This window comes from Pseudomonas sp. COR18, assembly GCF_048568395.1.
GTDB classification, from domain to species: Bacteria; Pseudomonadota; Gammaproteobacteria; order Pseudomonadales; family Pseudomonadaceae; genus Aquipseudomonas; species Aquipseudomonas fuscovaginae_B.
Genome location: NZ_CP183808.1, coordinates 240,254 through 262,914 on the forward strand (window position 1 = coordinate 240,254; position 22,661 = coordinate 262,914).

Below are 22,661 nucleotides of genomic sequence, written 5' to 3' on the forward strand. Positions count from 1 at the left end.
CCCGGCAGGCGACGAATGAACTCTTGAATGATTGCGCAATCATTGTAAGATCAACCCCACAGTCATCCACCCTGATCGGTGCATGGCTGTTTTTTCGAGCCGAAATGATTGCGCAATCATCCCAGCATTCAGCCTCGGCACCGAACATCACAACAAGGAAAACAACAGTGATCACTCCAGCCTCCGAGGTGGCCCGGACCAACGTCCGCTACCTGATCCTGGCGATGATTTTCATCGTCACCGTGTTCAACTACGTCGACCGCGCCACCCTGTCGATCGCCGCCCCGAGCCTGCGCGCCGACCTGGGTTTCGATGCCGTGACCATGGGCATCGCCTTCTCCGCGTTCGGCTGGGCCTACACCGGCATGCAACTGCCCGGCGGGGTGATCCTCGACCGCTTCGGCTCGCGCCTGGTGCTGGGCCTGAGCCTGGTCGTCTGGTCGACCTTCACCTTCCTGCAGGGCTTCGTCGACCTGTTCAGCTCGGCGTTCCTGGCGCTGTTCGTACTGCGCTTCCTGATGGGCGTGGCCGAGTCGCCGGCCTTTCCGGCCAACAACCGCCTGACCGTGATGTGGTTTCCGCGTCACGAACGCGGCCTGGCCACGGCGATCTTCCAGTCGGCGCAGTACTTCGCCCTGGCGGCGTTCACGCCGCTGATGGTGCTGCTGCTCAACAGTTTCGGCTGGCAGCACGTGTTTTTCTGGACCGGCGGCGCCGGCATCCTGATCGGCCTGCTGTGGTTCCGCTTCGTACACGAGCCACGTCGCGACAAGCGGGTCAACCAGGCGGAACTGGAGTACATCGAGTCCGGCGGCGGCCTGCCCGACATGGGCGAGATCAAGACCCCGTTCCACTGGGCCTCGCTGCGCAGCATCGGCGGCAACCGCATGATGAGCGGCATCTACCTCGGCCAGTTCTGCCTGACCTCGATCACCTGGTTCTTCCTCACCTGGTTCCCCACCTACCTGATCGAGGCCAAGGGCATGCCCCTGCTCAAGGTCGGCCTGGTCGCGGCGATCCCGCCGGTGGCCGGCTGCCTGGGCGGGATGATCGGCGGCGTGTGGTCGGACTGGATGCTCAAGAAGGGTTTCAGCCTCACCGCCGCCCGCAAGACCCCGATCATCTGCGGCCTGCTGGCCTCCAGCAGCATCGTCATTGCCAACTACACCCAGTCCACGGCGTTGGTGATCCTGGTGATGTCGGTCGCCTTCTTCGCCAAGGGCGTCGGCAACCTCGGCTGGTGCATCGTCGGCGACGTGTCGCCCAAGCACGCCATGGGCATCAGCGGCGCGATGTTCAACTTCTGCGGCAACATCGCCAGCATCGTCACGCCGATCGCCATCGGCCTGCTGGTCAAGCAGGCCTCGTTCGACGCCGCCCTGGTCTACGTCGCCGCCATGGGCCTGCTCGGCGCCTTCGCCTACCTGGTCATCGTCGGGCCGCTCAAGCGCCTGGACGTCGATGCCCCGCAGGCCCCGCCCTCTCCGGTCGAAACGGCCCCGACTGCGCCTTCCAACCCGGTTCGCTGACCCTTCATACCTCTTCAGACACAAGGAAAAACCCATGCACGCTCAAGCACCACAACGCCCCAGCGCCGACAACGACCGCATCGCCCACGTCAAGGTGTCCTCGGTGTTCCTGCCGCTGACCAACCCGATCAGCGACGCCAAGGTGCTGACCGGCCGGCAGAAACCGATGACCGAGATCGCCATCCTGTTCGCCGAGATCGCAACCGAGGACGGCCACAAGGGCCTCGGCTTCAGCTACTCCAAGCGTGCCGGTGGCCCGGGCCAGTTCGCCCACGCCCAGGAAATCGCCCCGGCGTTGCTCGGGGAAAATCCCAGCGACATCGCCAAGCTGTGGACCAAGCTGTGCTGGGCCGGTGCCTCGGTCGGCCGCAGTGGCCTGTCGACCCAGGCGATCGGCGCCTTCGACGTCGCCCTGTGGGACCTCAAGGCCAAGCGCGCCAACCTGTCCCTGGCCCGCCTGCTCGGCGCCCAGCGTGACTCGGTGCGCTGCTACAACACCTCCGGAGGCTTCCTGCACACACCACTCGACCAGTTGCTGAAGAACACCGACCTGTCCCGGGAAAAAGGCATTGGCGGGATCAAGCTCAAGGTCGGCCAGCCCGATTGCGCGATCGACCTGCAGCGGGTCAGCACCGTGCGCCAGCACCTGGGCGACAGCTTCCCGCTGATGGTCGACGCCAACCAGCAGTGGGACCGCCCCACCGCCCAGCGCATGTGCCGGCGCTTCGAAGAGTTCAACCTGGTGTGGATCGAGGAGCCGCTGGACTGCTACGACGCCGAGGGCCACGCCGACCTGGCCCGGCAGTTCGACACGCCGATAGCCACCGGCGAGATGCTCACCAGCGTCGCCGAGCACGCCGAGTTCATCCGCCTGCGCGGCGCCGACTACCTGATGCCGGATGCGCCGCGGGTCGGCGGCATCACGCCGTACCTGAAGGTGGCGGCCATGGCCGAACAGGCCGGCGTGATGATCGCCCCGCACTTCGCCATGGAACTGCACGTGCACCTGGCGGCGACCTACCCGACCGAGCCGTGGGTCGAGCACTTCGAGTGGCTGGAACCGCTGTTCAACGAACGCCTGGAAACCCGCGACGGTCGCATGCTGGTGCCGACGCGCCCGGGCCTGGGGCTGTCGTTGAGCGAGCGCGTCCAGGGCTGGACCGCGCAGGTCGCCGAGTTCGGCAAGCGGCCTTGAGCCAGGCCCGGCGAAACGTGATCAGCCGATGACTCTGCGCCGTTGGCGAGCCGTAAAAGCGCTCGTCGACGGCGTTGACACGCGCGGCAGGTGGCAAACGTAGTACAGCAGCCCAGCCAGCAGCAACCCGGCCATCCAGGTGATGTCCGCGCCAATCAAGCGCGCACCGTACCCCTCGAAAAACGAGAACTGCATGAACGGCACGGTGCCCAGGACCGAGACGGCATAGACGATCATGGTTTTGCGATTCCAGCGCCCGTACCGGCCCTGCGCATCGTAGAGATCGTCAATGTGGTACTCGCCTCGCCGCACCAGGTAGTAGTCCACCAGGTTGATCGCGCTCCAAGGAATCAACAGGTAGAGCTGGCCGATCAGGATGTCCGCGAAGAACGTGTCGAAATGGTATTGGGTCCGTACGGCGACGAGGCACGCCAGGATGGACAGCACCGCCATCACCAGGGTCTTGGTGCCCGGACGCACCCGCTGCAGCTTCGCAAAGCCGCTGAAGATGGTGGTGCAGGACATGTAGGCGCTGTACAGGCACAACACGTTGTACTGGATGACGCCGAGCACCACCACGATCAGGGCCGCCTTCGCCCAGGGGCCGAACAATTGCGCAATGGCATTGCCCGGGTCCAGGTTGAGCGCCGAAGGCACCACCACGGCGAGCAACGCGCCCAGGGCCATCATCCCCAACGAGCCCAACGCACAACCGAAATAGGTGGTCCAGAAGGTATCGCGGGTGCGCACGTCGGCCGGCAGGTAGCGCGAATAATCCGCCACGTATGGCCCATAGCCCAGGGTCCAGGACGCCGCCTGGGCGATCACCAGGTTGAACACCGGCATCGAGAAGCCGCCAGTCCCCGCGCCCAGGGCCCCCAGAGAGCTGGGACGCATCAGAATCAGCACCAGCGCGGTGCCGAACACCAGGCTCGACAGCAGTGTCATCCACGCGCCCATCCGGTGGATCAGCTCGTACCCGACCACGCCGATCAGGAATGTGCCGAGACCGATGATCAGGATCGCCTGGTCGTCCGTCACCGGTAGCAGCGCCTTGAGCGTGTCACGCATCAGCACCCCGCTGGCGGCCATGAACAATACCGCCGCCGTGACCATCACCAGCAACGGGATGGCCGCGCCGAACACGCCAAACTGCGCGCGACTCTGGATCATCTGCGGCACGCCCAGGTGCGGCCCCTGGGCCGAGTGCGCGGCCATGAACACCGTGCCGATCAGGCTGCCGAGCAGCAACCCGAACAGCGTCCACACCAGGCTGAGCCCGGCGGCGATGCCCAGTGTGCCGATCATCAGCGCGGTGACCTGCAGGTTGGAACTGAACCACACCGTGAACAGCCGCCGCGGCCTGCCATAACGCTCGGCATGGGGTACGAATTCGATGCTGCGTTTCTCGACTTTCATTTTTTATCCTTGTTATCAGTCAAGCCTCATCAAGGGCAAAGAAGCCCGGCCGGCTGGAACCGCTTGCCCAGGCCGGCACGGGCCTTGATCAGCGCTTGAGTGAGCGCTCAAACGCCTCGAAGCCAGGCTTGCCATCGAGGGTTTCGACCCCGTCGAACCAGGCCCTTACCTCTTCGGCATTGCTGCGCAACCAGGCCTGTGCCGCGTCCCTGGGTGACACCCGCTCGAGAATCGGCACCATCAGATGGCTGACCTGGTCACTCTTGAAGGACAGGTTCTGCAGCAGGCGGCCGACGTTGGGGCAGCGCTGCGCGTAGCCTTCACTGGTCATGACCGAAACGGTGGCCGCGCCCTCGTCGGGGCCGAAGGCATCCTGGCTGCCCGTCAGGTAGACCATGTCCATCTGCAGGTTCATGGGGTGCGGTTTCCAGCCGAAGAACACCACCCACTCCTGCCGGCCAATGGCCCGTTTTACTGCCGTGAGCATCCCCGCCTCGCTCGACTCCATGAGCGAGAAGCCCTTGAGGCCGAACTGGTCGCTGTCGATCATCTTCGCGGTGATGCGATTGGAGCCGCTTCCGGGTTCGATCACGTAGATCCTGCCGCCCAGCTTGTCCCGGAACCGGGCGATGTCGGCGAAGGTGCGCAGGCCACCTTCGTAGGCATAACGCGGTACGGCGAAGGTCGACTGTGCATCCGGTAACGCCGGGGGGGTGATGACCCGGATCTGCTGCTTGCGGATGTAGGGCTCGGCCACCGGCTGCATGGTAGGCTGCCAGTAGCCTAGGAAGGTGTCGAGCTTGCGATCGGTCAGCCCGGCCAGGATGATCTGCTGCGACGCCGTGGTGAGCTTGACCTGGTAACCCAGCGACTCCATGGCAAGCTGAGCCATCGCGCTGGTGGCGACCGTGTCCGACCAGTTGGTGGCGCCCAGCTTCACCAGCTTGCAGTCGGCCGGCTCGGCGGCCCAACCGCTGGCAGCGGACAGGGCCAGTGCGGTGCAGGCAACGCCCGCCAAAGTTTTCAACAGAAGGTTTTTCATGGCGCCACCTGCGCCTTGACCGTCGCCAGCCCAGGTTGCCCGTCCCAGGTCGTCACGCCCGCCAGCCAGCCCTCCAGCACCTCTGGGTGCTGCTTGAGCCAGGCCCTGGCCGCCGCCTCGGGTTCCATCTTCTGGTCGAGAATGGAGCCCATGATGTGGTTCTCCATGTCCAGGGTGAAACTGAGGTTCTTGAGCAACTGGCCGACATTCGGGCACTCGTCGACATAGCCCTTGCGGGTACTGGTGTAGACCGTGGCGTCACCGAAATCGGGACCGAAGTAGGCATCGCCACCGGTGAGGAACTTCATCTTGAAGCGGGTGTTCATCGGGTGCGGCTCCCACCCCAGGTAGACGATGGCCTGGTTGCGCCGCTGGGCGCGCTCCACCTGCGCCAGCATGCCCGACTCACTGGAGGCGACCACGCTGAAACCGGCGTCCTTGAGGCCGAAGGCGTTCTCGCTGATAGCCTTGAGTACCGCGTTGTTGCCCCCGTCGCCGGGTTCCAGGCCATAGATCTTGCCGTCCAGGGCGTCCTTGAAGCGTGCGAGGTCGGCAAAATCCTTGAGACCCTGGTCCCACAATGCCTGCGGCACGGCGAGCGTGTATTTCGCGTGTTGCAGGTTGGTGCGCACGATGTCGATGGAACCGGCATCGCGATAGGGCTTGAGGTCGGGCTCCATGGTCGGCAGCCAGGTGCCGAGGAACACATCCATGGTCTTGCCTTCGGACAGGGCCTTGAAGGTCAGCGGCACGCCGACCAGGGTCGACTTGGTCTGGTAGCCGAGGCTCTTGAGCAACGTGGTCGCCAGGGCCGTAGTGCTCTGGATGTCGGTCCAGCCGGGATCGGACATCCGTACCAGGCGGCATTGCGCCGGTTCGGCGGCCTGGCTGTGCAAGGACAGGGTATTGAGGGACAGTGCCAGGGTGCAGCCCAGCATGACGCGAAGTGCCTTGCTCATGACGCGGGATCCTCTCTAGTAGCAGCTATGGGAGCGGCAGTTTTTTGTTATTTCAGAGGCGAAGCAGTCTTGTTGTTGTATGCAGCGACAGCGTTGGGGGTTAACGGCGGATGCCGATCACGCGAGCGCAGTAGCCCGGTCGCGGTAACGACTGTTGAGACTCGAACAGGTGGCCGATCCTCTCCTCGACAGGGTTGGCGAACCTGACCGCACGGCCGGCCTCGATGGCGATGTTCATCAGCATCTGCTCGCTGACCGCCAGCAGTTGCCCGTCGGCGGGCCGGTACAGGTGATGGACGATGTGCAGGCGCTTGATGTCGTGGTCGACCAATTGGGTGAACACCTGAACTTGCTCACCCAGCCGGGTTTCGCTCAGGTAGTTGATATGGGCTTCCAGCGTGTACAGCGTATGCCCATGCTGGGCACGGCCGGCGGCATCCAGGCCGATGTGATCCATCAAGGCGTCGGTGGCCTGGCTGAACAGCAGAAAGTAGAACGCATCACGCAGGTGGCCGTTGTAGTCGATCCAGTCCTCGACGATGCGGGCCTGATGAATGAGCAGCAGATTGTTCACGAGCAAGTCCTTCCAGAAGTCGGGGATACGCTTCAGAGATCGAGTACGAGGCTTTCGGAAAACGCGCGGGAGACGCAGATCATCATCACGTCGTTCTTCCGGCGCTCGGCCGCTGTCAGTACGCTGTCGCGATGGTCGGGGGTACCTTCCAGGACGCAGATCTCGCATGAGGCACAGGTCCCCTCTCGACATGAGCTTTCCACCCGCAGGCCGTTGGCCTCGAGCACCTGAAGAATGCTTTTGTCCGCCGGTACCTCAAGGGACTTCCCACTGCGGGCCAGCTGGACGGTGAAGGGTTTATCCGTGGCGTCGTTCGCCGGCGCCTTGGGCGTGAACCACTCGAAATGCACCTGCTCCTCGGGAAAGCCGCTGGCCGCCGCCTCCACGGCCAGCATCAGCGGTGTCGGCCCGCAGGTGTAGAAATGCACATGGGACGGCTGTTGGCCGATCGCTGCGGCCACGTCGAACAGCCCACCGGCCTGGTCATCGGCGTGCATGGTGACCCGGTCGCCAAAGGCCTGCAGTTGTTCCAGGAACGCCGCGCGCTGGCGGCTGCGTACCAGGTAGTAGAGATGCCAGAGGCGGTGGTTGGCCTCGCACCACTGGATCATCGACCAGACCGGCGTGATCCCGATGCCACCGGCGAAGAACACGAAACCCGGCGCGTCCTCGTCCAGCGGAAAGTGGTTGCGCGGCGGGCTGACCGTCAGGGTGTCGCCCAGCCGCAGCGACTGGTGCACATGCCGGGAACCGCCGCGGCTGGTCGGCGACAGCCCGACACCCACGCAATAGCGGTGCCGTTCGCGGGCGTCGTTGCACAACGAGTACTGGCGCACGATATCGCCCGGCAGGTGCAGTTCGATATGGGCACCGGGCTTGAAGGGCGGCAGCGCCTCTCCCGAGGGTGCGCGCAGTTCAACGACCATGACGCCCTTGGCTTCGGCAATCAGGTCGGTGATCTGCAGGGTCAACGTTTCATCAGGCATGGCAAACCTCACGCAACAGCAATCAGGCCCGGGACGCGGCACGCCCCGGGCCGCCACTCAACCGCGCCGCAGCGGCGCAGTCGCCTTCAACATGCGGGTGATCAGTTCATCGCGCTGGCTGGCGAGCGAGGCCCAACTGCTATCGCCTGCCTCCTGGTGCACGCCTTCGACCAGTTGGGCCGCCGTCTCGCTGTCCAACCGCGGATCACCCAGGTCATCCCACCAGCCATGGAAGCTCTCGGTGTACTTCTGGCAGAACGAGGCCAGCCCTTCCGAGCCGCCGCCGAGGTGGAACAGCAGGGTCGGCCCCATGGCCGCCCAGCGCAGGCCAGGGCCGGCCCAGACCGCCTTGTCGACGTCCTCGACGCTGGCCACGCCGCTTTTGACCAGGTGAATGGCCTCGCGCCACAGCGCCGCCTGCAGGCGGTTGGCCACATGCCCACGCACCTCGCGGTTGACGCGGATGGTCACCTTGCCCACCCGTTCGTAGAAGCGCTCCGCCTGCTCGACCACGCCGGCTGCGGTCTTGTCATTGCCCATGACCTCGACCAACGGGATCAGGTGGGGCGGGTTGAAGGGGTGACCGAGGATGAAATGCGACGGGTTGCGCCAGCCGGCCTGCATCTCGCCCAGACGCAAACCGGACGCGGACGACGCGACGATGGCCCCGGGCTTGAGCGCCGCTTCCAGTTTGGCGAACAGCTCGTGCTTGATGGCGATCCGCTCCGGCACGCTTTCCTGCACGAAGTCGGCCTCGCGCACCGCGCTGGCGACATCCTCATGGAAGCTGAGCCGGCCCGGCTCGGACTCGGCCAGCCCCAGTTCTCGCAGGGTCGGCCAGGCATTGTCGATGTAGGCGCGGACATCGGCCTCCATCGTCGGCGAAGGGTCGTAGACCGCCACATGGCGGCCCGAGGCCAGGAACAGGGCGGCCCAACTGGCGCCGATGACACCGGCGCCGATCACGGCGACATTCTGGAATTCACTCATCAGGAGAACCTCGGTTGTAAGGGAAAAAGACGGTTGATCAGCCGTGCGCCAGCATCACGTGGCGCACGCTGGTATAGGCGTCGAGCGCGAACACCGACATGTCGCAGCCATGGCCCGAGCCCTTCATGGCGGCCCAGGGCATTTCCGGGGTGGCCACGCCATGGGTGTTGACCCAGGTGAAGCCGTAGCGCAACCGGCTGCTGGCCTCCATGGCGCGGCCGCTGTCACGGGTCCACAGCGACGAGGCCAGGCCATAGCGGGTCGCGTTGGCGATGGCGATCGGGTCCTGCTGTTCGCTGAAGCGCGAGACCGTGATCACCGGGCCGAACACTTCCTGGGTGGCGATCTCGGCGTGGTGATCGACATCGGCGATCACTGTCGGGCGATAGAAGAAGCCCCCGCCCGCCTCGACCGTGCCACCGCTCACCACCTCAGCATGGGCCCGTGCCCGATCGACGAACCCGGCCACACGCTGGCGATGCAGTTCGGTCACCAGTGGGCCCATTTCGGTACCTGCGGCCCTCGGCGCCCCCGTGCGAATGCTCGATGCCGCCTCGGCCAAGGCGCTGACCACGCGGTCGTAGACCTTGCTGGCCACCAGCAGCCGGCACGGCTGCGCGCAGTCCTGGCCGGCGTTGAAGAACGCCGTGGCGCGCAGGGTCGCCACCAGCCTGTCGATATCGGCATCGTCATAGACGATGACCGGTGCCTTGCCGCCAAGCTCCACATGAACCTGGCGCATTTCGGCGGCCGCGGCGCGCATGGCGGCGCTGCCGGTGGCCGGTGAACCGGTGATGCTCACCGCTTCGATGCCCGGTGCATTGATCAGCCGGTCCCCCGTCGAACGGCCCTCGCCATGGATGACGTTGACCACGCCCCTAGGCAACACATCGGCCAGCAGATGAGCCAGGTGCAAGGTCGATAGCGGCGTCACCTCCGAAGGCTTGAGCACCACGCTACAGCCGGCGGCCAACGGCGCCGCCAGTTTCCAGGCTGCCATCATCAGCGGATAGTTCCAGGGCGCGATGGCGGCCACCGGGCCGAGCGGATCGCGGCGGATCAGGCTGGTGTGCCCCGCAACATATTCCCCCGCCGCGACACCGGCCAGAGTCCGGGCCGCCCCGGCGAAGAAGCGGAACGTGTCGAGGGTCAGCGGCATTTCATCCGCGAGCGCCGATGGCCAGGGTTTGCCTACGTTGGCACTTTCGAGCGCGGCCAGTTCCTCGGCGTGCTGCTCGACGACGCCGGCGATGTCCATCAACAAACCGGCACGCTGGGCCGGCGTGGTTTTCGAATACGTCTCGAAGGCTTGCTGCGCGCTGCGGACCGCATGGTGCAGCTGGGCAGCATCGGCCTGGCGAACCTGGACGATTTGCTCTCCGGTCGCCGGATCGATCACCGCCAACGGTGCACCGGCCCCTTCAACGAGCTCGCCGTCGATCAACAATTTCGTGTGCATGGCATATCTCCCAGCGTGAATCACAGGGTGATCCTGTTGCGTCCCTTCAGCCCCAGGCGCACCCGCGCCTCGTCTGGCGTCGCGACCTTCAGACCGAGACTTTCCACGATCGAGCGAATTTTCAGCACCTGCTCGGCATTGCTTTTGGCCTTCTCGCCGGCCCCGATGAACAGGCTGTCTTCCAGGCCGACGCGCACGTTGCCGCCGAGCATCGCGGCCTGGGTCGCAAACGCCATCTGGTTCTTGCCAGCGGCCAGGACCGACCATTCGTAGTCCTTGCCGAACAGCTTCTGCGCCACGGTGTGCATGTGCATGAGGTTGTCCAGGTCGGCGCCGACGCCGCCGAGCACACCGAAGACGATCTGGATCAGGAACGGCGGCTTGACCCAACCCTGGTCGATCACCCACGCCAGGTTGTAGAGATGGCCCAGGTCGTAGCATTCGAATTCGAAGCGGGTGCCGTGGCCGTCGCCCAGCTCCTTGACGATGTATTCGATGTCGGCAAAGGTGTTGCGGAAAATGAAGTCGCGCGTGCTGTCGAGGAACGCCGGCTCCCAGTCGTGCTTCCAGTTGCTGTACTTGGCCTTCATGGGGAAGATGCCGAAGTTCATCGAGCCGACGTTCAGCGAAGCCATTTCCGGGCTGACGGCAAGAGCGGCACGCAGGCGCTCTTCACGGGTCATGCCCAGGCCGCCACCGGTGGAAACGTTCAGCACCGCATCGCTCTGGCGATGGATCTGCCCCATGAAGTCCTGGAACAGTTCCGGGCGCGGGTCCGGCTTGCCGGTTTCCGGATTGCGGGCATGCAGGTGGATAATCGAGGCCCCGGCCCGGGCCGCCTCGATGGAGGAATCGGCGATCTCCTGCGGGGTGATCGGCAGGTATTCGGACATGGTCGGGGTGTGCACGCCACCGGTGGTGGCGCAGGTAATGATGACGGACTTGGGCATGGTGAGACTCACTGTTCTGATTGTTGTGCCGGGGCGGTAGAGCCCGCGTTGCTCACGGTTTCACGCTACGGGCGTAGGCATCGAGTACCAGGCCGTGGAAGTGGTGCAGCGCATGCTCGGACTTGCCGGAGCCGTTCGGGTCGGTGACGATCCGGCCCTGCTCGAAGGCCGGGGTCTGCATCCCGCGCTGGACGTTCTCCACCAGCGAGATGTCCTCGACCTGCAACACTTCGTCCAGGTAGCGGATGGCCTCTCTTTCCATGTCGTCCGGCTCGGGCGTTTCCAGGAAAAAGTCGTAGGTTTCGAAGGTACGGTCCGGCCCCACCGGGACGATGTTGAGGACGATCATCGAGCTGCGTCCGGGGTAGCGCATCAGGCAGGTGTTGGGCCACAGCCACCAGACCGCATGGGTGCGCACACTGGCCTTGGACACGTCGTAGGCCGAGTTCTGGCCCTTGCCGGCTTCGGCCATGTGGCTGGAATAGATGCCATGGGTCTGCACCTTGTAGGTGTCCATGTCGACCAGGGTGCAGAAGTCCTTGTGCGCGGTCGGGCAGTGGTAGCACTCGAGGAAATTGTCGACCACGTTCTTCCAGTTCGACTTGATCTCGTAGGTCAGCCGGTGGCCGAAGGTCAGCCTCTCGATGTCGGGCGCCCAGTGCAGGATTTCCTTGGCCAGGTCACCGGACTGCACGTGCAGCGGCTGGGCGGCGGGGTCGAGATTGACGTAGACGAAACCGCAGAACTCCTCGACCTGCACCGGCGTCAGGTGGATCTCTTCCTTGTTGAATTCCTTGAGGCCGCCCACGTGAGGGGCGCCGACCAGGCTGCCGTTCAGGCCATAGCACCAGGAGTGGTAGGGGCAGACGATCCGGCGGGTCTTGCCCTCGCCTTGCAGCACAGGGTGGGCGCGATGCTTGCAGACGTTGTAGAAGGCCCGCAGAGTGCCGTCCTGGTCACGGACCACGGCGATCGGGTTCCCGGCGATGTCGACGGTGGTGTAGCTGCCCGGCTCGCGCACCTTCTCGACATGGCACACCCACTGCCAGCTTTTCGCGATGATTTGCTGCTGGTCGAGGCGGAACCACTGCGGGTCGACATAGGCGTCGGCACGCAGGGATTGGGACAGCAACGGGTCCGGATCGTAACCTTGCTTGATCGATTCGAATTGGCGGGGATGCAGCAACTCAGACATATCAACGGCCCTTTTCTTGTTACGAGCACGGGAGTCCTGCTCGTTTTCTGGGGTTGATAGTGGTCCGGGACCGAAGCGTTAAATGTGCAAAATCCGCCGTACTTTATTCTTTTCCAGCCATTGTCGTTTTTGGATATGGGATAGCCGCCCGCGACGGACGCTATGGATGCTTGCCGACCTGGTGCATGGGCCAGGCCCGATAATCAAAGGGCACGCGTCCTTCCAGACGATCCCGGCGCGGCGTCAGCCCGAAGCGTTCGCGGTAGATCCGGCAGAAGTGCGACTGGTTGGGAAAGCCCGAGGCCACGCCGACCTTGGTCAGCGCCAGGTCGGTTTGGGTGACCAGGCCACGTGCGCGGTCCAGGCGAATGTCGCGGTAGTACAGCGCCGGGCTCTTGTGCACCACCTGACGAAACAGCCGGTCGAGCTGACGCTGGGAAATACCGACCTGCTCGCAGAGATCCGGGATGCTGATGACCTCTTCCAGATGCTTCTCCATCAGCTTGATCGCCTGCTTGACCACCAGCGGGATGGTGTGCCCCAGGGGTTGCTGGCTTTCCGGATTCTGCTGGGTGCTGGCCGGCCTGAATTGCTGATGGAACACGTAGCGGGCGGCCTCGTTCGCCAGGGTTTCGCCGTGCATGTTGCGGATCAGTTGCAGGGCCATGTCGGTGGCCGCCGCGCCGCCGCAACAGGTGATCCGGTTCTGGTCGATGACATACAGGTCCTCGACGATGGTGACGTCGGGATAGAGTTCGAGCAGCGCATCGATGTGCTCGTAATGAGCGGTTGCCCGACGCCCGGAAAGCAGCCCGGCTTCAGCGAGCAGGAAGGTCCCGGTGTCGATCGCACCGAGCATGCAGCCCTTGTTCGCCCAGGTCCTGAGCAGGTTGTGCAAGGCCGGGCTGTAGTGCGACTCGGGTGACCAACTGCTGGACACGATGACCAGATCCCAGGTTTGCTCACGCTTGCTCAACAGTGACTGGGTGTAGAGGTCCATACCGTTGGATGCTCGAATGCCGCCGCCCTCGACCGAGGCGAAGTCCCAATGGAACCGGTTTTCCCCGCTCAGGTAATTGGCTGCACGGAAAGGGTCGACGAAAGCCGTGGTCGCGGCCGCATTGAAGTAGGGAAACACGATGACCAGAAAGTTGAACACGCGGACCTCCGAACAGCGGGCTGTGCCTTGATCATACCGGTCCTGGTTTCGCCCGTACCGCTCATTCACGCCATCTCGGGAATGCCCGGGACTCTTTGCGGTCTGTTCTGAGATCCCCGCTCAAGGAAGACCCGACCATGCGTATCTCCCCGTCCCTCTGGCTACTCGCCGTACCCCTGCTCGGCGGCTGTCAGTTCCTGCCCCATCACGATTTTTTCAAGGCACCGCAGAACGAGCCGAACCCGGCCTGGGTACGCATCGTCAACTACACCCAGCATTCGGAACTCTTCCAGTACGAAAACGGTGTGCGCTCCGGCGGGCTGATCCGCCGCAACGAGTTCGTGCTGGTCCATACCCAGGACAAGGGCATGCCCAAGGCCGGCCAGGACCTGACGTTCAACTACTACGAAACGCCGGTGCGACCGGGCCTGGAAACCGACGTGGACATGACCTACATCGGCGACCGTACCGACTCCTGCACCGTCTCGGCGAGGTTCACGCCCAAGGCCGAGCACTACTACCAGTTCCTGATGGAGTCGGGCTATGGCGTCGGCAAGTGTACGATGTACCCGACGTTGATCGAACGCGACAAGACAGGTCCGGGCTGGCACCTGAGCCCGAATCCCGACGTCACCTATGCCAAGGGCAGCAACGAGAGCAAGACCTCGTACTTCATGGAGCTCTACAAAGACCCCAGCTACAAGGGATTCAACCCTGGGCCCTGATGTCGGCGCCCTGCCTTTCCCCACAGGACAAGGCCTTGTCGTCCTCCAGCCAACGTCGGACCGGTCCGATAGCTGGCACCGCCCCGCACCACTACTGTAGCGAGCGTCAGGCCGACGCCTCCATGCAGGTGATCCGGCCTGTTCCTCAGATCCATTCATGCAGGCAATCATGTGAGTGTAGGAAGCATCATCGCGTCGGCCCCCTGGCTGATGCAGCACAGTGAGCAGGACATCCCGCAAACCGCATCGACACGCGAGTCGGAACGACAGCAGAGGCCGGCCAAGTCGACAGAAGGCCCAGGCGGGTATTCAGGATTTCGTGCACAACTCTCGAGCCCGACACAGGGCAACCTTACCTCGACGCTGCTACGCGAGCCAAAGATCGAAGCCCTCATCGAACCGTTGAAACAGGCCAACGCCGTATTCGCCAAGCTGCCGCGCCATAGTCCGCTGCAAGAGGCGCAGCAGGCATTCGAAAGGCGTTTCCCACAAGAGCCACGGCCGCTGGACCTGAACAACCTGCACCTGAGGGTGTACCGGTTGGCCGAGCCGCCGCAAGTCGTGGCCTCGCCCAGCGTTGCCGAGCTGATTGCGGCGCACTACGGCGGTCGTGATATCAGCGACCTGCTGGGCCGTTATCCGTTCGTACCCGGCCCCTTGTACTACGGCCCTGGCAACACCTACCGCACCGGTAGCGATCGCGAAACCCCATCAGTGCCGGGATTCATCAGCGCACAGGACGTCCTGCACTTCATCAGGCAACTGCCGTCGAACACGGCCAGGGACATGGCCGCGCGACAGGCGCGGGACTTCACCACGCCGGGCGAAGATGGCCGCAAGCCGCGCACGAAACTGGGCGAAATCCGCCAGCAGCAGATAGCGCTCGAAGCGCAACAGCAGGAGGAAGACAGGATTCTCGACAAGGCGGGCAAGGCGCTGGTCGACATGATCGTCAACCACCCATCGGCGACCGATCTCGAGCGGGCCTACCCCGATGAACGCACGCGTCCACAGGTCTACAGCCTTGCAGTCCGCGCCAACGGTGGGCACGACCGCTACCCTCCCCTGACGCTGCAAGGCCCCTTCGTCATGGTGCAGCCCGCCGTTGGTGACGATGACGAGCACCTGGTGCTTTACCTGCCGAAGCTGGGCCTGAAGGCATTCAATTCCAGGCAAGAGCTGTTGGCCTCCATCGCCCTCTCGCCGGCGCTTGGGAAGTTCCTGCCGGAGCAGGTGCAGGCACGCTTGCCGCAGGCGACCCGCTACGTGCTCGACACGCTCGAACCGATACCGGCCGACAGGAATGTCTTCGAACACAGCATCCGGCAGCAGATCGACAAGCAGGAGCGCGATACCCGCTATCGACTGGAACAGGCGGGCAAGCGCGGCGCGGATCTGGTGGAACTCGATGCGATCGCCGGCCATTCAACCCGCGACTTTCGCCGGTCGTTCGAGCCGCCCCGCTTCGTTTCACATCCTCCGCCCCCGCGCCAGCCGGACGTCAAGGCGTGGTTGACCACCTCCCTCCGGGCCTGACTAGCGCATCGCCGCCAGCTTGATGCCAAAGCCCAGCAGCGCCACACCGGCCAGGCGCTCCAGCAGGTTGCTGACCCGCGGGTTGGCGCGCATGCGTTCGGCCAGCAACTGCGTCAGCACCACGGCGATCAGGCCGTAGAGGAAGGTCACCACCGCCACGGTGGCGGCCAGGAAGCCGAAGGTCACCAGCCCCTGGTGCCTGACCGGGTCGACGAACAGCGGGAAGAACGCCATGTAGAACATGATCGCCTTGGGGTTGAGCAAGGTGATCATCATGGTCTGGCGCAGGTAGTGGCCGTTGTCCATCCGGCTCTGGCGCGGTGCGCCGCCCGGCTTGCTCATCACCATCCTCAACCCCAGATACGCCAGGTAGGCCGCGCCGACCCACTGCACCAGGTGAAAGGCCGCCGGGTAGGCGGCGAGCAGGGTCGCCACGCCGGCCACGGCCAGCCACAACAGCACCTGGTCACCGAGGATCACCCCGCAGGTGGCCGCCAGACCGGCCCTGATCCCACCCTTGCCGGTCGCCGTGATCAAGGCGAAGTTACCGGGCCCGGGGATGGCCAGGACGATGATGAATGCGATCACGAATGCGCCGTAGTCGGTTACGCCGAGCATCGGGGTAGGCTCCTGTATGAAAATGAGGCCGGGACATGATGCACCGTAATCCACCTACTTTCATACTCGTCGTGCTCCAGGAATGCCGCCCCCCTACTTGCCCGCCAAGGCCTCTTCCCGGTCACCCGGAAAATGCCAATGCTCCCATCCGAGCACTCTGCTACCTGAACATGCAGGATTCCTGCATGGAGCCGGTGCTTGCGGCCACTTTTGCCGACTTCGTGCAGGCATCACCCCTTAGGCTATGACCTATCGAATCCCTCGTGCACAACAGGAGTCTTGCCAATGCCCGCCCTGGATCTTTCGTTCATCCGCCGCCAGTTCCCGGCCTTTTCCGAACCCTCCCTGCAAGGCCAGGCGTTCTTCGACAACGCTGGCGGCTCCTACGCCTGCCACCCCGTGATCGACCACCTCGACCGCTTCTACCGCCGGCACAAGATGCAGCCCTACGGCGCCCACCCGGCCTCGCGCCAGGGTGGCGAGCAGATGGACCGCTCACACGCCGAAATCGCCGCCTATCTCGGCGTGTCGCCGGAAGAGGTGCACCTGGGCCCCTCCTCCTCGCAGAACACCTATGTGCTGGCCGAGGCCTTTGCCAATCGGCTCGAGGCGGGAGACGAAATCATCGTCACCAACCAGGACCACGAAGCCAACAACGGCGTCTGGCGGCGGCTGGCCAAACGCGGAATGGTCATTCGGGAATGGCAGGTCGACGCCACCACCGGCTCCCTCGACCCGAGCGAACTGCAGAAGCTGCTGAGCCCGCGCACCCGGGTGGTCGCCTTCACCCACTGCTCGAATATCCTGGGTGAGATCAACCCGGTGCGGGAAATCTGCGAGATCGTCCATGCCGCAGGTGCCCAGGCGGTGGTCGATGGGGTTTCCTACGCCGGCCATGGTTTCCCGGACGTGGACGCGCTCGGCGCCGACATCTATCTCTTTTCGCTGTACAAGACCTTCGGCCCGCACCTGGGGGCCATGGTCATTCGCCGCCCGTTGATGGACTGGCTCGGCAACCAGGCGCACTACTTCAACGAGGCCTACCTGGCAAAGTGGTTCGTCCCCGCCGGCCCCGACCATGCCCAGGTCGCTGCCGCCAGCGGCGTCACCACCTACTTCGACCAGGTGCATGCCCATCACTTCCCCGCCGCCGACCGCCACGAGCGCGCCGCCAACGTGCGCCAGTTGTTGCGCAGCGCCGAGGCGGCGCTGCTGCCGCCCTTGCTGGAGTTCTGCGCCGCGGATTGCCGCGTGCGCCTGCTCGGCCCAAGCGACGTACGGAACAAGGCCGCCACCGTCTCCCTGCAAACCCTGAACGCCAGCCCGCGCGAGGTCGCCGCCCGGCTGGCAACGCGAGGCATCATTGCCGGCGCGGGCCACTTCTACGCGGTGCGCCTGTTGCAGGCGCTGGATGTCGACCCGCAGGAAGGCGTGCTGCGCCTGTCCTTCGTGCACTACACCGCCGCCGAAGAGATGCAGCAGTTGATCCAGGCCCTGGACGCGTCGCTCTGACCAGCGACCCTCGCCGTCAGGCCTGGGCGCTGTCCACCAAGGCGCCCGGGCCGGCCATGCTGGTCAGCCCGCCCACCAGGTCATCCAGGCAGATGAAGGACTGCGTGCTGCTGATGTCCGGGTGGTTGTTCAGCTCGTCGATGAGGATTTTCGAGAAGTCGGCCATCCGCGGGGCGACGACGCGGATCATGAAATCCACATCGCCGGTGACGCCGGTGGCCAGCCGCACCCAAGGGCGGTTTTTCAGCAGCAGGGCCACCCGCTCCCTCGCCCCTGGACTGTTGCGCTGCAGTTTGACGATCACCCAGGCATTGATGTCGTTGCCGAGCCTGTTTTCATCGATGACCGCCGAATAGCCCAGGATCACGCCCTCCGCTTCCAGCCGTTTCACCCGGCGCAGGCATTGGGAAGGCGAAAGGCCCACTTTCAGCGACAGCTCCTGATGGGAAATCCGGCCGTTCCTGCGCAAGACGCCCAGAATCTTCGTGTCCATTCGATCCAGCTTCAGATCATTCATTGTCGCGCCCGCCTCAAGGTCCTGGGACTAACCTGCCATGAAATGCCTACAACCGCCCGGCAAGGACGGCATACAGGCCGCGAAAGGCCTCCAGGCGTCGGAAGTAGCCGTCGTCATTGCCGTAGATCAGCTCGACGTGGAGGCTGTCGATCACTGCCATGTAGGCCTCGACGAGCCAGTTTCGCATGTCCTGCGCGACCTGCGGGTGCGCCTGCACGAAGACCTCCTCGAAACGCCCGCGCAGAAACGCAAGGTAATCATTGAAGCCCCCCATCACCTTGTCCCTGAGCGAATGCGGCGGATAGAACGCCGCGCGCAGCAGGAAGCGCAGCGAGTCGTTCTCCGTATACCGGTCGCGCAAGCGGAACCAGTAATCCTCCCCCAGCAGCCCCGCGCTCCCCTGGCAAGGTTCGAACTGCGCACGGACATGCCGGGTCTCGGCCTCCAGGGCCAGGCCGAGCGCCGCCTGATACAGGTCATCCTTGCTGGCGAAGTGAGCGTAAAGCGAGGCTTTCTTGAGCCCGGCCAGTAGCGCAATGTCGTTCATCGAGGCCGCGTCATAACCGTACTCGGCAAAATGGCTGAGGGCCAGTTGCGCGATGCGCCCCGCTGCCGGGCTCAGATTGTTCGACGTCATACACTCCTCCATTCAATGTCCGGCCAGATTGTATGACTGTGAGGCGGCGCTGGGCACGCTGACTCCGGTCAATATGCAGACCAGCAAGGTACTGACCACCAGCAACCCCGCCCAGGCCATGGCACCGAACTCCAGAACCAGGCCGGCCAGCGGCGTGGCAGTGGAGGAAACCGACAGTTGGAAGGCCCCCAGCAACGCAGCCGTCGAACCCAGGGCCTTGCCTTGGGACGACATCACCAGCGACATCAGTGTCGACTCGGCAATGCCCAGGCCGAACAGCGCCACCGCCATGCCGGCAACGAGGCCGAACAGCCCGGACTCCAGGACGGTCGATGCCAGGGCGATCAGGGTACCGGCGGCCATGCAGCCGACCCCGAGCATCGACAGCCGCCCCAACCCCAGGCGGCTGACCCACTTGCCCGCCAGCATGGCGCCCAGCAGGATCGCTACGCCGGTCGCCCCGAAGACCAGGCCGAAGTCCTGTGGGCTCAGGCCATAGACCTCTTGGTAGACCAGTGGCGCCCCACCGATGTAGGCGAAGAGGAAAAAGAACACGGCGGCAACCGCCAGGGTCGGCAGCAGGAACTGGCGATCACGGGCGATCGCCAGGTAGGTCGCGCAGGCCGCCCGCAGGCGCAACGGCTCGCGCTTGGCGGCTGGCAAGGTTTCCGGGAGCGCCAGCCAACTGTTGCAGAATACGGCCAGGCCGAGGACCGCCAGCACCAGCATGACCGCCCGCCAGCCGTAGTGGGTGTCGATGAAACCACCGGCGGCCGGGGCCAGGATCGGTGCCAGCCCCTCGATGGTCATCAGCATGGCGAACAACCGGGCCGCCGTGACGCCGTGGCTGAGGTCACGCACCATACTCATGATCACCACCAGGGTCAGCGCGCTGCCGAGCCCCTGCACGAAACGCAGGCCGATCAACCACTCCAGCGTCAGAGCCGAGGCCGCCCCGAGCGAGCAGGCGGTGAAAATCGCCAGCCCGATCAGCAGCGGCTTGCGCCGGCCATAGGCATCCACCACCGGTCCGAACAGCAGTTGCCCGGCGCCCATCGCCAGCAGGAAGAACGTCAGGGTCAGTTGCACGCTGGCAAAGCTGGCCTGATAGGTTCTGGCGATTTCCGGCAGGCTGGACAGGTACATATCGACAGCTGACGGACCAAGCGCTCCGATCAGCCCCAGGGCGATGGCGACGCGCACCGGCACGGTATTCTCGTTGGAACCACTCATTTCAGATCTCCAGATCCAATAAACTACCGACCGGTCGGTAGTCATTGCTGATGATCCTAAAGCGGCCCCATGAGCACGTCAATACATTCAGGAGAAACCGGATAACGCGTCCAGGGGCAACGGCTGTGTGCAGAATCCCTAGCCCAGCTCGCGGGCCAACTGCTCCTGATCGAGCGCACCCTCCCAACGGGCAATGAACAGGGTCGCCACGCCGTTGCCGATGACGTTGATCAACGCGCCACCCTCGGAGATGAAACGGTAGACGCCAAGCACCAGGACCAGGCCGGCTGCCGGTATCACATCCAGCGAAGCCAGGGTGGCCGCCAGCGTGATGAACGCCCCGCCGGTGACACTGGCCGCGCCCTTTGACGTCAGCAGCAGGATCAGCAGCAGCGTGACCTGATGGTAGATCGACACCTCGATGTCCAGCGCCTGGGCGATGAAGATCGCCAGCACGGTCATGTTGATGCAACTGCCATCCAGGTTGAAGCAGTAGCCCGAAGGCACCACCAGGCCCACGGTCGACTTCTCGCACCCCAGTTTCTCCAGCTTGCCTACCAGCCGCGGCAGCGCCGATTCGGAAGAGGATGTGCCCAGCACCAGGACCAGCTCTTCGCGGATATAGCGAAGAAACTTCCACAGGCTGAAGCCGGCCAGGCGCGCCACGAGGTTGAGCACGACGAAGACGAACGCCAGGCCGGTGAGGTAGTAGCAGAGCAGCAGGTTGGCGTAGGCACCGAGGGACTGCACTCCGTACTTGCCCACCGTGAACGCCATGCCGCCGAAGGCCCCCAGGGGCGCGAGGTACATGACGATCCTGAGCATGCGGAAGAAGGCCTTCGCCACCAGGTCGATGGTCGCCAGCAGCGGCTTGCCGGCCTCGCCCAGCAGTTGCAGGCCAAAGGCGAAGAGCACGGAGATGAACAGGACCTGCAGGATTTCTCCATTGGCGAAGGCGCCAAACACCGTGTCGGGAACGATGTGGGTCAGGAACCCGACCACCGTCTGCTCATGAGCCGCCTTGCTGTAGCCGGCAATGGCGGAAGCATCCAGGCTTGCCGGGGCGATGTGCATACCGCTGCCCGGCTTGAGCACGTTGACGCCGACCAGACCGACCACCAAAGCCAGCGTGGTCAGGATCTCGAAATAGACCAGCGACTTGAAGCCGATGCGGCCGATGCGCTTGAGGCTCTGCACACTGGCGATGCCACTGACCACCGTGCAGAAGATGATCGGCGCGATCAGCATCTTGATCAGCCTGATAAAGGTATCGCCCAAGGGTTTCATCTGCTCGCCAAGACCAGGACTGTAGTGCCCCAGGAGCACGCCCAGCACGATGGCCGCGAGGACCTGGACGTACAGATGCTGGTAGAACGCCTTGCGCCGTGCCGGCGCGGCGGGCGTCATGTCGATCGTAGAGCTGATTGTTTTTGTCATGGCTCTGTCTTCCGGATGGTTGTCGGTTGGGGAACGGCGTCAACTGACGATGTGAATCGGCCTCCCGCCGGCAAACGCGGCGATATTGGCGTGCAGGACCGCCTTGAGACGCTCGACGCTGCCTTGACTGGCCCAGGCAACATGGGGCGTGACCAGCAGATTGGGGTGGTTGGTGTGCAACAGCGGATGGTCGGCGCGCGGCGGCTCGGTGTAGAGCACATCGAGGGCGGCACCCGCCACACGGCCACTGGCCAGGCCGGCGAGCACGGCGTTCTCGTCCACCAGCGGACCACGCGCCGTGTTGATCAACAGGGCCCCCAGCTTCATCCGGGCGATTTCGGCCGCGCCGATCAGGTAGCGCGTGGCGTGAGTCAGCGGGCAGTGCAAGGTCAGCGCATCAGCCCGGGCCAGCACCTCGTCGAAGGCCGTGTAGCCCTCGCGTACCGTGCGTGCTCCACGGTGCTCGGCGAACAGCACATTGATCTCCAGGGCCCTGGCCAGGCGTGCGACCCGGCTGCCGATGTCCCCGCGCCCGACGATGCCCAGGGTACTGCCGTGCAGGTCGCGGATCGGCGCGCCGTGCACGCAGAAATGCGTCGATGCGGGCCACTGGGTCGTGGCCGCCTCACGGTAGGCGAACAGCTGGCGCCGCAGGGCGAACAACGCGGCGATCACCGACTCGGCGACACTGATTGCGCTGTAGGCCGGCACGTTGCACACCGTGACGCCCTGGTCGCGACAGGCAGCGATGTCGATGCAGTCGTAGCCGGTGGCCGCGACACAGATCAGCTTGAGTCCGGGCAACTGCTCAAGCGCCGCGCGGTCGATGCGCACCTTGTTGGTGATCGCCACCTCGGCCCCTTGCAGGGCCGGCACGAGTTCCTCCGGGGACGTCTGTGGGCGAACGGTCCAGTTGCTGGCTTCCTGCGGGCGTGACAAGGCCGACGGCAGGCTGGCGCCGTCGAGAAATACGATATTCATGGTTGACC

General features: G+C 64.5%; 21 protein-coding genes. 5 read left to right on the forward strand and 16 right to left on the reverse strand.

Annotation, left to right across the window (positions count from 1 at the left end; translation table 11 throughout):
- Positions 1-167: 167 nt before the first annotated feature.
- Both ACM62G_RS01105 and ACM62G_RS01110 read left to right on the forward strand, forming a co-directional pair.
- Entirely contained in the window at positions 168-1,529 is a 1,362-nt protein-coding gene (locus ACM62G_RS01105; RefSeq protein ID WP_419736534.1) for an MFS transporter, read from the forward strand.
- A gap of 34 nt (positions 1,530-1,563) precedes the next feature.
- Entirely contained in the window at positions 1,564-2,724 is a 1,161-nt protein-coding gene (locus tag ACM62G_RS01110) for an L-talarate/galactarate dehydratase (protein ID WP_419736535.1), read from the forward strand.
- A gap of 21 nt (positions 2,725-2,745) precedes the next feature.
- Here the strand turns inward: ACM62G_RS01110 and ACM62G_RS01115 are convergent, their stop codons facing one another.
- From ACM62G_RS01115 to ACM62G_RS01160, 10 genes are all read right to left on the reverse strand, one after another.
- Positions 2,746-4,143, reverse strand: a complete 1,398-nt coding sequence (locus ACM62G_RS01115; RefSeq protein ID WP_419736536.1) for a purine-cytosine permease family protein — start codon at positions 4,141-4,143, stop codon at positions 2,746-2,748.
- A gap of 88 nt (positions 4,144-4,231) precedes the next feature.
- Positions 4,232-5,185, reverse strand: coding sequence for a choline ABC transporter substrate-binding protein (gene choX / locus ACM62G_RS01120; RefSeq protein ID WP_419736537.1), 954 nt, complete (start codon positions 5,183-5,185; stop codon positions 4,232-4,234).
- Positions 5,182-6,123: a choline ABC transporter substrate-binding protein gene (locus tag ACM62G_RS01125; protein ID WP_419737587.1), complete on the reverse strand. Its 942-nt coding sequence runs from the start codon at positions 6,121-6,123 to the stop codon at positions 5,182-5,184. The genes choX and ACM62G_RS01125 overlap by 4 nt, the downstream gene beginning before the upstream one ends.
- Positions 6,124-6,244: 121 nt before the next feature.
- On the reverse strand, positions 6,245-6,718 hold the full coding sequence (locus ACM62G_RS01130) for a thioesterase family protein (protein ID WP_419736538.1): 474 nt from the start codon (positions 6,716-6,718) through the stop codon (positions 6,245-6,247).
- 32 nt (positions 6,719-6,750) lie between these two features.
- Entirely contained in the window at positions 6,751-7,704 is a 954-nt protein-coding gene (locus ACM62G_RS01135) for a PDR/VanB family oxidoreductase (protein WP_419736539.1), read from the reverse strand.
- A gap of 57 nt (positions 7,705-7,761) precedes the next feature.
- On the reverse strand, positions 7,762-8,694 hold the full coding sequence (locus tag ACM62G_RS01140) for a 3-hydroxyacyl-CoA dehydrogenase NAD-binding domain-containing protein (RefSeq protein ID WP_419736540.1): 933 nt from the start codon (positions 8,692-8,694) through the stop codon (positions 7,762-7,764).
- 37 nt (positions 8,695-8,731) lie between these two features.
- Entirely contained in the window at positions 8,732-10,153 is a 1,422-nt protein-coding gene (locus ACM62G_RS01145) for an aminobutyraldehyde dehydrogenase (protein ID WP_419736541.1), read from the reverse strand.
- A gap of 20 nt (positions 10,154-10,173) precedes the next feature.
- Positions 10,174-11,103: a 3-keto-5-aminohexanoate cleavage protein gene (locus tag ACM62G_RS01150; RefSeq protein WP_419736542.1), complete on the reverse strand. Its 930-nt coding sequence runs from the start codon at positions 11,101-11,103 to the stop codon at positions 10,174-10,176.
- Between the two features lie 52 nt (positions 11,104-11,155).
- Positions 11,156-12,298, reverse strand: a complete 1,143-nt coding sequence (locus tag ACM62G_RS01155) for an aromatic ring-hydroxylating oxygenase subunit alpha (RefSeq protein ID WP_419736543.1) — start codon at positions 12,296-12,298, stop codon at positions 11,156-11,158.
- Positions 12,299-12,458: 160 nt separating this feature from the next.
- Positions 12,459-13,457 (reverse strand): GlxA family transcriptional regulator, encoded by a 999-nt coding sequence (locus tag ACM62G_RS01160; RefSeq protein ID WP_419736544.1) that lies wholly within the window; start codon positions 13,455-13,457, stop codon positions 12,459-12,461.
- Positions 13,458-13,594: 137 nt separating this feature from the next.
- On the opposite strand from ACM62G_RS01160, the gene ACM62G_RS01165 reads away from it, so the two are divergent.
- Together ACM62G_RS01165 and ACM62G_RS01170 are read left to right on the forward strand one after the other, a co-directional pair.
- On the forward strand, positions 13,595-14,182 hold the full coding sequence (locus ACM62G_RS01165; protein ID WP_419736545.1) for a hypothetical protein: 588 nt from the start codon (positions 13,595-13,597) through the stop codon (positions 14,180-14,182).
- 402 nt (positions 14,183-14,584) lie between these two features.
- On the forward strand, positions 14,585-15,718 hold the full coding sequence (locus ACM62G_RS01170; protein WP_419736546.1) for a hypothetical protein: 1,134 nt from the start codon (positions 14,585-14,587) through the stop codon (positions 15,716-15,718).
- Here the strand turns inward: ACM62G_RS01170 and ACM62G_RS01175 are convergent, their stop codons facing one another.
- The gene (locus tag ACM62G_RS01175) at positions 15,719-16,336 is read right to left on the reverse strand and encodes a LysE family transporter (RefSeq protein WP_273820644.1); all 618 of its coding nucleotides are present in this window, start codon (positions 16,334-16,336) and stop codon (positions 15,719-15,721) included.
- Between the two features lie 285 nt (positions 16,337-16,621).
- On the opposite strand from ACM62G_RS01175, the gene ACM62G_RS01180 reads away from it, so the two are divergent.
- A complete protein-coding gene (locus ACM62G_RS01180; protein WP_419736547.1) occupies positions 16,622-17,848 on the forward strand; it encodes an aminotransferase class V-fold PLP-dependent enzyme in 1,227 nt (408 codons plus the stop codon).
- 16 nt (positions 17,849-17,864) lie between these two features.
- Here ACM62G_RS01180 and ACM62G_RS01185 read toward each other — a convergent pair whose 3' ends face one another.
- From ACM62G_RS01185 to ACM62G_RS01205, 5 genes are all read right to left on the reverse strand, one after another.
- Positions 17,865-18,341 (reverse strand): Lrp/AsnC family transcriptional regulator, encoded by a 477-nt coding sequence (locus ACM62G_RS01185; RefSeq protein ID WP_273820642.1) that lies wholly within the window; start codon positions 18,339-18,341, stop codon positions 17,865-17,867.
- A gap of 70 nt (positions 18,342-18,411) precedes the next feature.
- Positions 18,412-19,002, reverse strand: coding sequence for a TetR/AcrR family transcriptional regulator (locus tag ACM62G_RS01190; RefSeq protein ID WP_419736548.1), 591 nt, complete (start codon positions 19,000-19,002; stop codon positions 18,412-18,414).
- Between the two features lie 12 nt (positions 19,003-19,014).
- Complete coding sequence (locus ACM62G_RS01195; protein WP_419736549.1) at positions 19,015-20,235, reverse strand: multidrug effflux MFS transporter; 1,221 nt, start codon at positions 20,233-20,235, stop codon at positions 19,015-19,017.
- 138 nt (positions 20,236-20,373) lie between these two features.
- Positions 20,374-21,672, reverse strand: a complete 1,299-nt coding sequence (dctA, locus tag ACM62G_RS01200) for a C4-dicarboxylate transporter DctA (protein WP_273820639.1) — start codon at positions 21,670-21,672, stop codon at positions 20,374-20,376.
- A gap of 39 nt (positions 21,673-21,711) precedes the next feature.
- The gene (locus ACM62G_RS01205; protein ID WP_419736550.1) at positions 21,712-22,653 is read right to left on the reverse strand and encodes a D-2-hydroxyacid dehydrogenase; all 942 of its coding nucleotides are present in this window, start codon (positions 22,651-22,653) and stop codon (positions 21,712-21,714) included.
- Positions 22,654-22,661 lie beyond the last annotated feature (8 nt).

Coding starts and splice junctions, on each gene's coding strand:
- ACM62G_RS01110 (WP_419736535.1), top strand. CDS start 1,564: ATGCACGCTCAAGCACCACAACGCCCCAGCGCCGACAACGACCGCATC.
- ACM62G_RS01115 (WP_419736536.1), bottom strand. CDS start 4,143: ATGAAAGTCGAGAAACGCAGCATCGAATTCGTACCCCATGCCGAGCGT.
- choX (WP_419736537.1), bottom strand. CDS start 5,185: ATGAAAAACCTTCTGTTGAAAACTTTGGCGGGCGTTGCCTGCACCGCA.
- ACM62G_RS01125 (WP_419737587.1), bottom strand. CDS start 6,123: ATGCTGGGCTGCACCCTGGCACTGTCCCTCAATACCCTGTCCTTGCAC.
- ACM62G_RS01135 (WP_419736539.1), bottom strand. CDS start 7,704: ATGCCTGATGAAACGTTGACCCTGCAGATCACCGACCTGATTGCCGAA.
- ACM62G_RS01140 (WP_419736540.1), bottom strand. CDS start 8,694: ATGAGTGAATTCCAGAATGTCGCCGTGATCGGCGCCGGTGTCATCGGC.
- ACM62G_RS01145 (WP_419736541.1), bottom strand. CDS start 10,153: ATGCACACGAAATTGTTGATCGACGGCGAGCTCGTTGAAGGGGCCGGT.
- ACM62G_RS01150 (WP_419736542.1), bottom strand. CDS start 11,103: ATGCCCAAGTCCGTCATCATTACCTGCGCCACCACCGGTGGCGTGCAC.
- ACM62G_RS01155 (WP_419736543.1), bottom strand. CDS start 12,298: ATGTCTGAGTTGCTGCATCCCCGCCAATTCGAATCGATCAAGCAAGGT.
- ACM62G_RS01165 (WP_419736545.1), top strand. CDS start 13,595: ATGCGTATCTCCCCGTCCCTCTGGCTACTCGCCGTACCCCTGCTCGGC.
- ACM62G_RS01175 (WP_273820644.1), bottom strand. CDS start 16,336: ATGCTCGGCGTAACCGACTACGGCGCATTCGTGATCGCATTCATCATC.
- ACM62G_RS01180 (WP_419736547.1), top strand. CDS start 16,622: ATGCCCGCCCTGGATCTTTCGTTCATCCGCCGCCAGTTCCCGGCCTTT.
- ACM62G_RS01185 (WP_273820642.1), bottom strand. CDS start 18,341: ATGGACACGAAGATTCTGGGCGTCTTGCGCAGGAACGGCCGGATTTCC.
- ACM62G_RS01190 (WP_419736548.1), bottom strand. CDS start 19,002: ATGACGTCGAACAATCTGAGCCCGGCAGCGGGGCGCATCGCGCAACTG.
- ACM62G_RS01195 (WP_419736549.1), bottom strand. CDS start 20,235: ATGAGTGGTTCCAACGAGAATACCGTGCCGGTGCGCGTCGCCATCGCC.
- dctA (WP_273820639.1), bottom strand. CDS start 21,672: ATGACAAAAACAATCAGCTCTACGATCGACATGACGCCCGCCGCGCCG.
- ACM62G_RS01205 (WP_419736550.1), bottom strand. CDS start 22,653: ATGAATATCGTATTTCTCGACGGCGCCAGCCTGCCGTCGGCCTTGTCA.